The organism is Paenibacillus sp. TSA_86.1 (genome assembly GCF_052691815.1).
This window is the reverse complement of record NZ_JBQZGE010000001.1, coordinates 1,029,693-1,043,050: the sequence shown is the minus strand read 5'-3', so window position 1 is coordinate 1,043,050 and position 13,358 is coordinate 1,029,693. Positions and strand designations below refer to the sequence as shown.

Here is a 13,358-nt window from a genome sequence, read left to right as displayed (position 1 = left end):
TTTATTATAAATGATTATTGAGACAAGCGCTGTGCAAGCTCATACGTTTCCATATCAAACGCTTTTTTGGTGTTTACTACTTTATCGATGTCGGTCAGAACGAGTTCACCTTTGACAAGTCCGCAGCCTTTATCCGTCTCGCCCGCAATCAAACTACGAACGGCGAAGTCACCAAGACGGCTAGCGAGGTTGCGGTCAAATGGCGTTGGAGTACCACCGCGCTGGATATGTCCAAGAACGGTAACACGCGGCTCATACGTCGGGCAGCGTTCCATCAGTTCCTTGGCAACGTCTTCGCCTTTACCTACACCTTCAGCCACAATAATAATACTGTGACGTTTGCCATGTGCAAAGTTGGCTTTCATACGCTCAGCCACTTCGTCCATGTCAAAAGGTACTTCTGGCACCAGGATGGTTTCTGCTCCAGAAGCAAGTCCGGCATGCAGCGCAATATCTCCGCAGTGACGACCCATAACCTCAACGATGGAAGAACGCTCATGCGAAGACATCGTGTCACGCAATTTGTTCACCGCATCAACCACAACGCTTACGGATGTATCAAATCCGATCGTATAATCCGTGAATGAGATGTCATTATCAATCGTACCTGGCAAGCCCATCGTGTTAATACCTAGCTTGCTCAGTTTGTTTGCGCCATGATATGAACCGTCCCCACCGATCACGATGAGACCGTCAATGCCGCGCGCACGCAAAATATCTGCCCCTTTTTGCTGCCCTTCAGCGGTATAAAACTCTTTACAGCGCGCAGATTGCAGAACGGTTCCCCCGCGCTGAATAATATCTCCCACACTCCGCAGATCCATTGGGAAAATGTCATTGTTCAAAAGCCCTTGATATCCACGTTGAATACCAAACACTTCCAATCCGTGAAATAGTCCGCTGCGAACAACCGCACGAACAGCCGCGTTCATCCCCTGTGAATCACCACCGCTCGTTAGCACTGCGATTTTCTTTACTGCTGTCATGATGTTTCTTCCTCCTCTAGTTTCACTTCAGGCTCCGCAACAATACACCTGACTTACATATGCTTTCGTATCCAGCGACTGAAAATGAAGAAAAACACGCGTGTAATCGGACTATTCTTCATCAGACGTTTGGACACAACGCGAACTTCCTGTTGTTCGCTGACTTTGGGATCAGACAGGTAGATGGCTATCAGTCCTTCAATAATCATTCGGTGAAAAGAACTTCCCGGAATCTTCTGCACATCACTGCGAGCCATCTCCACAATAAAAGCAATTCGGTCCAGCATCATCTCTACATTCTCGTAATAATTGCAGAAGTTGAGATCCCCACCAGCACGATCCTCATCCTGATCGATCAAATAATCGAGCATGATGTGTAATGCGCATACGTGCGGGAAATAGGCAGTGTGGATTGAAACCGCCTGCTCTTCGGTCAGCTGATCGTCACTTGCAGCGAGGAACAGCATAAATACACCCAGAGTAGAGCCAGTAGCGGCGGCAAATTCGTTCCAGCGAAACTGAGGTGTGCGGTGGCGATGCTCCGACCACCATTCAAGCAAAGCCGTTTCTCTCAGTTCCGGTTTGATGTGCTTATATACCTGCAGGTCCGTGTATAGGCCTGCCAGATCCTGTATTTGGGGCTTGGCCGATGCATATCCGGGCAGCTGACGGGTCAACTCCTGACATGTGGTCACCAGATTCCGCAGGTATCCACCGTCATCCTGCTCCTCGCGGAGTGCATAATAATTGACAGGTGTTGCCTCGGGATCTACCGCATCAAGCATGGATTGATGGAGCAAACGAAAGTCATCTGCGTCCATCGAGGTGCTGCGATCACACAGATTGTCCAAATAATCACTTATGGTTTGATATGAAACGATCAAAGGAATGAGTATGTGTCTGTTAGGCATATCTGCCAAAGCATAGACGGTTCCACCTTCACAGTGAAATTGCTTATCCCTTAGACTGGCAAGTGCTTGCGTACGTAATTCCTCGTCTGGAATCGTCTCAGCTTGAGCACGCCATCCATCCAATGCCTTACGCGTTTCCGGAATGGTGTATTTGTACACCCCTCTCATCAATGCCAGCGGTCCTCGCGGGTACTGATGACGTTTTCGATTTGATTGGCTCAAAATAAATGTGCCTCCACTTTGGTTGAATACGTATTAGAGCGATTTTTAACCATTCCTATTATAATATGAACCCCTTAATTGTACAAATGATCTGGCGCATAAACCGCGTAAAAATTCGCATCCTCACCCAAAGCTTTATGATATACTATCCATATTTCTATCCATCAAAGGAGTCGTTGACATGTCGTCAGATGAACCACTTTCGTGGAGACGGTTATTTTCTTTTTTTGTGCCGCTTGGCATCTCCGCCTCTCTCGTTACCATATCGCATGTAATTATTAACAGTACACTCGCACGTTCAGCTCATCCCGAGACTGTTATTGCAAGTTATGCCATTGCCGGAAGTTTACTGACCCTCACGGAGCGTCCCTCCACTTTGCTGCGCCAAACCTGTTCTGCGCTGGTGCGTGACCGCCTCTCTTTTCAGGCTCTTACGTTTGTAACCAAAATATTTCTGGCCTGCGTGTTACTGATTGGGTTTCTCATTGTATACTCCCCCGTGGGTACTGGGGTGTTCAAATATCTATTCGGCGTAAGCCCGGATCTGCTGGACAAAGTGATCGACGTTTACGAGATCCTGATGTATGTAAGTATTTTTTCTGTCATCCGTAATATCTACCAGGGCATTATCATCACAAACAACAGAACCAAATGGCTCACCATTGGCATGATATTTCGATTAGCAGGTATGTATGGATTATCTCTGTATTTCATCTACACAGACTCCGTTAACAGTGGACGTGTAGGCGCTATCATCTTTGCTGCAGGTATGATGATTGAAGCCCTTGTCAGCTACCTGGAGGGCAGAAGCATTATGCGAAAAATGCCAGCGAAGCTTGAAGAGCACCCTGTAGAAAGTAAGGGGGATGTGTATCGTTTCTACAAACCATTGCTTCTCTCCAGCTTTGTAGCTCTTTTTATAGGTCCTGTGATCAACATTGTGCTTGGCAAAACAACTGGAATCGCGCTGGCTATCTCTTCGTTTGCTGTAGCGAGCAGTCTCATGCAGCTCATGCTAAGTTTTTTCACCTATATTCATCAGATCGTGCTCAACTTTTATAGGATGGATGCCAAGCTCGTTAAGAAATTTGCGCTCGTTACCGGTTTTATTCCGTTCACTATGACCGTCTCCATTGCGTATACCCCTCTGGGACCATGGGTATTAGAGAATATGATGAGCGTTCAGGGACAGCTGCTTGAACAAAGTCTATGGACACTGCGCGCTTTTGTGCTCTTCCCACTGATTTCCCCATTTCTGGATTTCAGTAACGGCCTCATCCTGCTTCGCGGACAGACCAAAACCATGTTTCGTTCGCAGAGCGCCAATGCCATCTGCACTGTTATAGTATTACTTATTCTGGTCAGCATCTTTCCCGCTTGGAATGGCATGATCGGTGCAGCCGCCCAATCCATCGGTTTGCTCGCAGAGCTTGTTATTGTCTGGATGGTCATCCGGCGCACGCAAAAGGAACCAACGATGTCTGTACCGCAAAAATAAATTAAACACTGAATCGCATTCAAGAATGGAGTTTCTCATCATGAAATTAAGCCACACTGCCCGGCCAGATCAGAACTGGCTTCGGGCACTAATGTTCACCATCTTTGGCTCTACCGCACTGGTAGTATCCTACTTCCAACTTTACTTCAGCCATCTTGGCTTCAGTCCGGCCGAGATTGGTTACCTGTATGGCATCGGTCCGCTCATCTCTGTATTCTCCAATATGTTTTGGAGTATGGCGAGCGACAAATACAAGACGGTACGGAAAGTGATGATCCTATTGCTTGGCGGGCAATTAATTACCGGTGTCCTACTGGCTAATGCATCAAGCTTTGGAGAAGTGTTTATACTCGTAACTTTATTTTACTTTTTCTATTATCCGGTCTACCCGCTTTCGGATACGATGGCCATTACAACGGCGAGCAAATACGGCCGTAACTTTACGTCCATTCGGGTTTTCGGCTCCATTGGATACGCTTTTTTCGCCCTTAGCATCGGTTATCTTTTGGGCTCCTTTGGTGCCGAATGGACGATGGGAATTTGCATTAGCCTCGCGGCTGTGACATTACTCATCAGCTTTCAACTACGTGATCAACCCTCCGGTGGCGGTAGCAGAATGGAATTGTCCGGTCTGTGGGCTATCCTGAAGCGCAGAGAAGTTCTTATCTTTTTCGGTTGCGTGTTCCTGCTCGCTATGGGACATCGAATGAACGAAGCCTTTCTGACAATAACACTCAAAGATTTGGGTGCGAGTGAAGGATTGATTGGATGGTCATTACTCATCTCCTCGGTGAGTGAAATCCCGATATTTTTACTACTGAGCAAATATGGAAATAAATACAAAGAACTTCCGCTCCTCACCTTGGCAGCCTTAATGTATACCATCCGATTACTGTTCATGTCTGTTTCTCATACACCTGCTGCCGTTGTTCTCATTCAGACCATGCACAGTGTTACCTTTGGTATCTTCTATGTCACAGCCGTTCGTTACATAACCCGGCTGGTTCCGGATGATTTCCGCGCAACAGGCATGGCTCTGTTTACTATCGTCTGGTCGAGTGCATCTGGACTTCTTAGCGGAACCTTAGGAGGCTTGCTGCTCGAGCATACTGGACGACAGACGTTTTATCTTACGGCAATGGCCTTTGCCTTGGCTGCTCTGGTTGGTTTTGGTATCCAATTATTGCGTACGTTAACCAGTCGTTCATCATAGGTTTTGCAAAATCAAAAAAAGCACAGCCTCCAAATGGGGACTGTGCTTGTGTTTGTTATGTTCAGCTATAATAGAATTTATAAGAAGTCCGGTAAACGGAAAAATCTTACAATTTAGTTACGTTAGCTGCTTGAGGACCACGGTTTCCATCAGTGATTTCGAATTCTACCGCTTGACCTTCTTCCAATGTTTTAAAGCCGTCGCCTTGGATTGCGGAGAAATGTACGAATACGTCCTCGCCGCCTTCAACTGAAATAAAGCCATAGCCTTTTTCTGCGTTAAACCATTTAACTGTACCTTTCAAATGAACAACCTCCTAAAAATATCGCCATCTATGGCGAATACCTTCATTATACTGTATGGGCTTCCATTTTGCAATTTATCTTTTCCATAAATGATGAAAAAATTTGCTTTGCATCGTAGGGTACGGTATCATTTTACCAAAACCGTTAGTTTGGAGACTACCTATGATAAAAAAACACGAAATATACAAAACAGACAAGTGGAATATGATGACTGTAGAAGTCCAAGGCAAATATCTCGTTCTACGGGAAATTTCCGAAGAGTGGGGCGAAGAATGCCATACCTTCCTCAGCCGTCCGGCATTGATGCATTGGGCTGAGCGCCGTTTTCCAAAGGAGGATTTCGAAAATCGCGAAGAGGAATGGCGTGCGCTAATGGCCGCCTTCAAGGGAGTTTAATCGATGCAGCTGGATTCAGGCAATGTCGTTATCTTTATCATCCTTGCCTTTGCACTCGGGTTTGCTCTAATTCTAGGACGTAATTCCGTCCCGGATCGTCTAAGAAGGGGAATGGCGCTAATCGCTACGTTGCTCGTTTGCTTTGCCTTTTTCCTCATCGTATATTACCTCGTTAACATGGGAGCCTGATTCAAGATACTGAATGTGATTACACCCGGTTCAAGGCACCCAAATATTTCAGCTGTGCCCAGGCCATACTATACGAAGTTATTTGGATTTAATTTTCCTAAGTTATTCGTATGGTAAGGAGGAAGGCTGTTGAAATATCAGAAATCGTTATCTGTTCTTCTGACTCTTAGTCTGATTCCTTCGTCTCCTGCCGCATATGCACAGGAGACGAAGGCGGCTATGCCGATATTTTCAGCACATCAAGCACATAATCAAAGGAGGATTCCCATGAGTAAACTATTAAAACGTTCCGAAGTACCCGCCGAGCATACTTGGAAACTGGAAGATTTATTTGCCGATCAGAAGGCTTGGGATCAGGAATATGAAGAAGTATCTTCTATGATGAAAAAAGCCTCCGAATTCCAAGGCAAATTAAATCAGCCGGACGTCCTTAAAAGCAGCTTCGAATTCGAAGACGAAATCGGGCTCAAGCTTGAACGGCTTTTCGTGTACGCTCGCATGCACCAAGATGAAGACACAGCTAATCCTACATATCAAAGCCTGTCCCAAAAAGCTCAGAAACTCGGAGTACGGGTAGGCGAAGCACTTTCCTTTGTCACACCTGAGATTCTTTCTTTACCGGATTCAGAGCTTGACGCCCTTATTAAGAATGAGAGTCTCTCCGCATATACGTTTACCTTGGAAGAGATGAAACGGGAAAAGGCACACGTATTAAGCCAGACGGAAGAAGCACTGCTCGCACAGGTTGGCAATCTGTCTCAAGCACCGCAGACCATCTTCAGCATGCTGAACAATGCGGATCTCAAGTTCCCACGGATTAAAGATGAGAAAGGCAAAGAAGTCGAACTGACACATGGTAGCTACATTCAGTTTCTGGAGAATCCAAACCGTGAAGTTCGGGAACGTGCTTTCAAAGCGGTATATGAAACCTATGCAAAACAGAAAAATACGATTGCCGCAGCACTGAATGCCAACGTAACCAAAAATATGTTTTATGCCAACGTGCGGAAGTATCCTTCTGTAATGGAAATGAACCTGTATGGTGACAACATCCCAACGGATGTATATAACAATCTGGTAGATACGATCCATGAAAGCCTTCCGCTCTTGCACCGTTATATGGATCTACGTAAAAAGTTGCTTGGTGTAGACCAGCTGCACATGTACGACCTGTTCGCTCCACTTGTGGATGAATACAAAATGGACATTACCTATGAGGAAGCTAAAAAGACCGTGAAGGAAGGTCTGGCGCCGCTCGGCAAAGAATATGCAGAGGCACTTCAAGCTGGATATGATAATCGCTGGATTGATGTATACGAAAATGAGAACAAACGCTCAGGCGCTTATGCTTGGGGAGCTTATGGCACTCACCCATATGTACTTCTCAACCATAAGGACAATCTGAACAGCATGTTCACATTGGCACATGAGATGGGTCATGCGTTACATTCGCATTATTCAGATACCACCCTTCCGTATCGTGATGCACAGTATACGATCTTCCTTGCAGAAGTCGCTTCCACGACAAACGAAGCTCTGCTCATGGATTACATGTTGAATAAATCCACTGATCCGAAGGAAAAACTGTTTTTGCTTACCTATTATGCAGATCAGTTCAGAACGACTGTATTCCGTCAAACCATGTTCGCTGAGTTCGAGAAAATTATTCATGAACGTGCAGAACAGGGCGAAGCACTTACACCACAGCTTCTATCCGAAATTTACTATGATCTGAATGTACAATACCATGGTAAAGATATGGTCGTAGACAAAGATATCGAGATGGAATGGGCACGTATTCCCCACTTCTATAACAGCTTCTATGTTTATAAATATGCTACAGGTTTCTCGGCAGCGACCAGCTTCTCGAAGCAAATCCTGGAAGAAGGTCAACCTGCAGTCGATCGTTATCTCGGATTCCTGAAGAGTGGCGGCAGTGACTACTCCATCAATATATTGAAAAAAGCAGGTGTCGATATGTCGTCGCCACAGCCTATTCGTGAAGCGATGAGTGTATTCAAGGAATTGATAGAGCAGATGGAACAATTAACCAAATAAGGGCGTACATCCCTGTAATCTATATCCCTTGCCCCAAGCGGCAAGGGATTTTATAATCAAGCAAGATGCAGTCTGCTTGAAAAAGGGTAATGCAGTTTAGTTCACAATTGGTCAACAACAAGGAGGCAACATCATGAAAATGCAATGGGCGCTTATAGCGGGTCTTGTTTTTGCCCTGCTTACAGGTATTTTCGCAGTCATTAATGTAGATTCTGTTCAAGTTAATCTTCTGTTTAATACCGTTCGGGTTCCGTTAATTTTGCTTATTTTGGGCTGTACTCTAATTGGCGGTATTATTGTAGGTTCATACGGAATATACCGCCAGTATCGTCTTCAGCGGGAGAACAAACGCCTGCATCTGCGTGTCGCTGAACTGGAAGCTTCTGCAGTCAGCGAGGTTGTACCTGTATCTTATGATAACATGAATTCCGTAGGTTCAAACGAACCTGAACATGACAGCCAGTTACACAATGACTCCATCCAGAGTCAACACAAAGGAAACAATCCAGGTACGTTGTAGAAATAAGAGACAGCCTGCTGGCGGAACTGGAATGCACATCATTCTTCGCCAGACAGGCTGTATTCTATTTGTTCTATTGAATCAACGCCTGCATGATTAAGGAGGAATATAACGATGAGTTTTACCATTAATGAATCTTACGTTTTATCTTTTTTAAAAAAGCTACTTGATACACCAAGTCCCAGTGGATACACTCACCACATTATAGAGATGATCCGCAAGGAGGCCCAATCTCTGAATATCTCCTGTGAACTGAACAACAAAGGCGGGGCTATGCTTACGTTACCTGGCGAAGATCCTTCCAGAACCATTGCTCTAAGTGCGCATGTAGATACACTTGGTGCCATGGTGCGGTCCATCACCCCTTATGGCACGTTGAAATTGACCTCCGTAGGCGGTTTTACGATGCATAGTATCGAGAACGAGTATTGTTCCATTCACACAAGGGATGGCAAGGTTTACACCGGAACCATTCTTACTCTGCATCCCTCCGTACACGTATATCCGGATGCCCGTACGTTTGAGCGCTCGGAAAATCATATGGAAGTCCGCATTGATGAAGTTGTATCATCCAAAGAAGATGTCTTAAAGCTAGGCATTGGTGTAGGCGACTTTATCTCCTTCGATGCGCGGGCCGTCATTACACCAAGCGGTTATATCAAATCTCGCCATCTGGATGATAAAGCAAGCGTTGCCGCCCTGTTCGGGATCCTCGAATCTGCACATCGTGAAGGCTGGAAACCCGTACATAACGTTTCCTTACTGATCTCAAACTATGAAGAAGTGGGGCACGGTGCTGCTTATATCCCGCCAGAAATTAGCGAAATGATCGCCGTGGATATGGGTGCTATGGGTGATGATCTGAGTTGTAAAGAAACCGATGTATCTATATGTGCAAAAGACTCTTCAGGTCCTTATGACTACGATATGACAAGCCGTCTTATTGAACTTGCTCAACAGGATGGCATGGATTATGTGGTGGACATTTATCCCCATTATGGCTCAGATGGAAGTGCTGCTCTACGTGGCGGTAACAACATTCGTGCAGCTTTAATCGGCCCTGGAGTCCACGCTTCGCACTCCATGGAACGCACTCATAAAAACGCAGTGATAAATACAGCACGACTACTTGCCGCATACATTACTAACAAGTAGTTCACATCATCCGATCTAATTCATTGATCTAGCTGATTAAGCTCATTTATTAGTTCATTAAATCTGCTTCAAATGACATAAAGACACCTCTTCCCCGCACATGACAGCATGTGTAGAGGAGAGGTGTCCTTTGTTCTGGAACTGGCAGCAATGTACAACACGATCATTGATCACGCCTGTTCGATATATTCGTGATATTGACGTTCCTTTAGCTCAAGCTGTGCTTCGTGATCCTTAATCTCACCCTGTAATACCTGTATTGTTTGGCGCACCATACTAAGTCCATGTCTGACCTGTTTTTCGGCGCTACGAATTTTGTCCTGAATCATCCAATCCACGAAGAAATTATCAAAGAAATAGTCCGCAAAAGATAACAAACCTCCCAGATTCAAATCAGCACGGACTGCCATCTCCACATCTTCTAACTCCTTCTGAAAACGCCGCAAGCGTTTGCTCGCATCTATAATAGCTACTTGAGCATCATCCATACGGCTACGCTTGATATGCGTTGAGAGCACACCTCCGCCCATCATGTCATAGATGCCCCAATTCCCCGCTGATTCCAAGGCTTTCTCGGCACGTTCAAGCGCATATACCAGATACTCACCTTCTCTGAAAGCCTCATTAAGTTCTTGTAGCTCACTCGCCAGATGTTCCCGCTCTTCGGCTAGATGTTGCAGTTCTTCATCCAGTTTGAGTAAGCGATCCTCTTTCTTGCCCCACAATATCTGATAGTCACTCTCCCAGAACTGATATTGCTGTTGTCTCTGGAGTTCTTGCTCGACTTGTGTCCGCTGTTCTTGTACATCCTGTAACATTCGACATGCCGTATCATATGCTGCCTTGCTCTCCAGCAATTCCAGCTCTTCTTTCTCCAGCCGCTCAGTCTTCTTGCCAATCAGATCATAGAAAAAAGAGGCCAAGCTCATACCGTTCAGCCGGTCAACATCCCTCTGCTCCTTCTGCAGCACTTCCGTACAGTGCTCCACCTTCGCTTGCCATTGCTTCTCTTCAGCTTGGAGTTTATGAAGACGTTTCGTCCATTTCTCGTAGATTCTGCCTTTTTCCTTAAGTACGGCAAGCTGTTCATTCATTTCTGTGTTCATCAATATAACGTTCGCTCCCTTCTATAGAATTGTTTACTAATACAACGTAATAAACAGCACTCCCGTTTCATAATTTATTACCCATGTCTAATTCATGATCCATATTTCTATAAAAAATGCCCTCCCTCAAAGCGGCATTCAGCCAACTTACGAAGAAAGGCAATGATATGTTTTTACATGCATGATGCAGATTAGGCTTTGTTCTGCTGAATCTGTTCTGCGAGCTCGTTCAGTACAGTCCAGCGCTCCATCAATTCATCCAGATGACGCTCTGCCTCGGCCTGCTCCGACATTAACTCCTGAAGACGAGCTGAATCGCTGAAGGATTCCTCCATCTCCTTGTTAATCCGGGCCAGATTCGCTTCGGCCTTCTCAATATTTTCATCGATCTCATCATATTCACGTTGTTCTTTGAAACTGAATTTCAGTTTAGGTTTTGCCTGCGATGCAGCGGAAGCCTCGGGACTTTTCTCAATTACCTGTTTCTTGACTGCTCCAGCACCACTTTCCTGATTACCAGGAGCATTTTTCAGCATCCATTCCGCATATTCACTGTAATCACCAACATGCACACGCACCGCTCCATTCCCCTCAAACGACAGCACTTTATCCACTGTACGATCAAGGAAGTAGCGATCATGGGATACAACAAATACAACACCCGGAAACTCATCCAGGTAGTCTTCAAGCACAGCAAGTGTTTGAATATCCAAATCATTGGTCGGCTCATCCAGTAACAGCACATTCGGAGCTGCCATCAAAATGCGAAGCAGATACAAACGGCGTTTCTCTCCGCCAGATAACCGTGCAATCGGTGTCCATTGAGCTGTCGGGCTAAACAAAAAACGTTCGAGCATCTGGGATGCGGTAATCAGTGAACCGTCTGCCGTTTTCACATTTTCGGCCACTTCCTTGATATACTCGATGACTCGTAGCGTTTCATCCATTTCCTGATGCTCTTGTGTAAAGTAGCCCAGATTCACGGTTGGTCCCAGAACAACCTCTCCAGCGTCCGGCTGTAATCTACCTGAAATCATCTGCAGCAAGGTCGATTTACCACTACCGTTAGGACCCACAATACCTACCCGGTCTCCTGGGACAGCAATGTAGCTGAGATCTTCAATCAGCTTGCGATCATCAACCGATTTGGAGAGATGTTCAATCTCCAATATCTTTTTACCTAAACGTGTAGAGCCAACGGACACCTCCAGAGAGCCGGAACGTTGAACTCCTTGCTGATCCTTGAGTTGTTCAAAGCGATCAATTCTCGCTTTTTGTTTCGTCGTACGCGCTTTTGCTCCCCGGCGAATCCAGGCCAGCTCGGTTCGCAGCAGATTTTTCCGCTTTTGCTCCGTGGCCGACTCCCGCTCTTCCCGTTCAGCCTTCAATTCCAGAAACCGCGTATAATTTGCCTCATAACGGAATAAACGCCCATGGTCCAGCTCCAGCATGACATTCGCTACACGATCCAGGAAGTACCGGTCATGCGTAATCATTAGCAGAGCGCCGCGGCGCTTCTGCAAATACTGTTCCAGCCAAACAACGGAATCATTATCAATATGGTTCGTCGGCTCATCCAGAATGAGCAGTTCACAAGGGTGAATTAACGCCGAAGCAAGCGCAACCCTTTTTCGCTGTCCGCCTGACAATGTGCCCATAAGCGCATCGAATTGTTGTATGCCAAGCTTGGACAGAATGCTCTTTGCTTCACTCTCCATCTGCCAAAGCTGGAGCTGCTCCATCTGTTGATTCAGACGCATCAGACGTTCATTCAGGGCGGTATCCGATGGATTTAGTTCCAACAACTCCATCGTTTCCGTATATTCGCGCACCGTTCTCATTTCGGCACTATCCCCTTCGAATACCTGCTGCAATACCGTATTGTTCGGATTAAAATCCGGATTCTGTGCCAAAAACTGCACTCGCACGTCATTACCGATGGAGATCTGTCCCTCATCCGCTGGCTCCAGACCTGCAATAACCCGCAAAAACGTGGATTTCCCCGTACCATTCACACCAACAACGCCGATTTTATCCTGATCCGCCATACCAAATGAAGCATCTTTGAACAGAACTTTCTCGCCATAACTTTTTGCAATTTGTTCTACCGTCATTATATTCATTGCCCGTTACCCACACTTCTCTATAATTTGAAATGCTTTATTCACTATAAAGCTAACCTTTACTACGCAATCAAACAAAGCTGCTTATACTCGCAGAAAAGAACGACAACCGTCCAAAAATAACGCCGCCGCAAAAGCGATTCGTTTATTCAGATCTTGCTCATTAAATTCAGGATTCAGCATGATATCCATCTTCAATCGATCCAAAATGCCGATATAGGCTTCAGCCAGCAGCACAGGCTCAGGGACACCAGCACTCTCAAGAACCTTACATACCATGCTCATATATTCGTTCATAAATGCTTTCATAAATTTCATCAAATCCGGATCATTATTCGGCGCCATAAAAAATAACTTGGTATGATTGCGACGTTCATAATAATACGTCAGATGTGTCTTGGCTATGGCCCCCAATTTGTCACCTGTATTCTCATATGCTTGCAGTGCATAATCCAAACGGCTGATAAAGCTGTTACAATCCCGTTTGGATACAGCGACAAACAATTGTTCCTTACTTTTAAAATATAAATAAATCGTGCCTTTGGCAATGCCCGCCTCATCGGCAATATCGGACATCTTGGTTTCGTAGAACCCTTTCGAACCAAAAATGCCGTAGGCTGCATCCAAAATAGCCTCCGATTTATCTCCCTGCACCGTATTCAACCTGCATTCCCTC

13 protein-coding genes are annotated in these 13,358 nt (G+C 45.6%); 7 read left to right on the top strand and 6 right to left on the bottom strand.

Going from position 1 to position 13,358, the window contains the following annotated elements:
- Positions 1 to 14 precede the first annotated feature (14 nt).
- Both pfkA and ACUTVW_RS04825 read right to left on the bottom strand, forming a co-directional pair.
- Positions 15 to 986, bottom strand: a complete 972-nt coding sequence (pfkA, locus tag ACUTVW_RS04830) for a 6-phosphofructokinase (RefSeq protein WP_123064288.1) — start codon at positions 984 to 986, stop codon at positions 15 to 17.
- A 53-nt stretch (positions 987 to 1,039) separates the two neighbouring features.
- The gene (locus ACUTVW_RS04825; RefSeq protein WP_434751852.1) at positions 1,040 to 2,119 is read right to left on the bottom strand and encodes a tetraprenyl-beta-curcumene synthase family protein; all 1,080 of its coding nucleotides are present in this window, start codon (positions 2,117 to 2,119) and stop codon (positions 1,040 to 1,042) included.
- Between the two features lie 181 nt (positions 2,120 to 2,300).
- Between ACUTVW_RS04825 and ACUTVW_RS04820 the strand changes: the two genes are divergently transcribed.
- Both ACUTVW_RS04820 and ACUTVW_RS04815 read left to right on the top strand, forming a co-directional pair.
- Positions 2,301 to 3,617 carry a multi antimicrobial extrusion protein MatE gene (locus ACUTVW_RS04820; RefSeq protein WP_445644718.1) on the top strand — a complete coding sequence of 439 codons (1,317 nt, stop codon included), beginning with the start codon at positions 2,301 to 2,303 and terminating at the stop codon, positions 3,615 to 3,617.
- 40 nt (positions 3,618 to 3,657) lie between these two features.
- The gene (locus tag ACUTVW_RS04815; RefSeq protein ID WP_445644717.1) at positions 3,658 to 4,830 is read left to right on the top strand and encodes an MFS transporter; all 1,173 of its coding nucleotides are present in this window, start codon (positions 3,658 to 3,660) and stop codon (positions 4,828 to 4,830) included.
- Positions 4,831 to 4,936: 106 nt separating this feature from the next.
- On the opposite strand, the gene ACUTVW_RS04810 is transcribed toward ACUTVW_RS04815, so the two are convergent.
- Positions 4,937 to 5,134, bottom strand: a complete 198-nt coding sequence (locus tag ACUTVW_RS04810; RefSeq protein ID WP_056700251.1) for a cold shock domain-containing protein — start codon at positions 5,132 to 5,134, stop codon at positions 4,937 to 4,939.
- A 163-nt stretch (positions 5,135 to 5,297) separates the two neighbouring features.
- Between ACUTVW_RS04810 and ACUTVW_RS04805 the strand changes: the two genes are divergently transcribed.
- The 5 genes from ACUTVW_RS04805 to ACUTVW_RS04785 all read left to right on the top strand — a co-directional run bounded on the left by ACUTVW_RS04805 (position 5,298) and on the right by ACUTVW_RS04785 (position 9,453).
- A complete protein-coding gene (locus ACUTVW_RS04805; protein WP_090924721.1) occupies positions 5,298 to 5,531 on the top strand; it encodes a hypothetical protein in 234 nt (77 codons plus the stop codon).
- Positions 5,532 to 5,534: 3 nt separating this feature from the next.
- Positions 5,535 to 5,720 carry a hypothetical protein gene (locus ACUTVW_RS04800; RefSeq protein WP_090924720.1) on the top strand — a complete coding sequence of 62 codons (186 nt, stop codon included), beginning with the start codon at positions 5,535 to 5,537 and terminating at the stop codon, positions 5,718 to 5,720.
- A gap of 267 nt (positions 5,721 to 5,987) precedes the next feature.
- Entirely contained in the window at positions 5,988 to 7,778 is a 1,791-nt protein-coding gene (pepF, locus tag ACUTVW_RS04795) for an oligoendopeptidase F (protein WP_445644716.1), read from the top strand.
- Positions 7,779 to 7,911: 133 nt separating this feature from the next.
- Positions 7,912 to 8,298, top strand: coding sequence for a LapA family protein (locus ACUTVW_RS04790; RefSeq protein WP_445644715.1), 387 nt, complete (start codon positions 7,912 to 7,914; stop codon positions 8,296 to 8,298).
- Positions 8,299 to 8,412: 114 nt separating this feature from the next.
- Positions 8,413 to 9,453, top strand: coding sequence for a M42 family metallopeptidase (locus tag ACUTVW_RS04785; RefSeq protein WP_445644714.1), 1,041 nt, complete (start codon positions 8,413 to 8,415; stop codon positions 9,451 to 9,453).
- 170 nt (positions 9,454 to 9,623) lie between these two features.
- Here the strand turns inward: ACUTVW_RS04785 and ACUTVW_RS04780 are convergent, their stop codons facing one another.
- From ACUTVW_RS04780 to ACUTVW_RS04770, 3 genes are all read right to left on the bottom strand, one after another.
- Entirely contained in the window at positions 9,624 to 10,562 is a 939-nt protein-coding gene (locus ACUTVW_RS04780; protein WP_445644713.1) for a hypothetical protein, read from the bottom strand.
- 188 nt (positions 10,563 to 10,750) lie between these two features.
- The gene (locus tag ACUTVW_RS04775; protein WP_445644712.1) at positions 10,751 to 12,682 is read right to left on the bottom strand and encodes an ABC-F family ATP-binding cassette domain-containing protein; all 1,932 of its coding nucleotides are present in this window, start codon (positions 12,680 to 12,682) and stop codon (positions 10,751 to 10,753) included.
- 84 nt (positions 12,683 to 12,766) lie between these two features.
- The gene (locus ACUTVW_RS04770; RefSeq protein ID WP_445644711.1) at positions 12,767 to 13,345 is read right to left on the bottom strand and encodes a TetR/AcrR family transcriptional regulator; all 579 of its coding nucleotides are present in this window, start codon (positions 13,343 to 13,345) and stop codon (positions 12,767 to 12,769) included.
- Between the last annotated feature and the right edge of the window lie 13 nt (positions 13,346 to 13,358).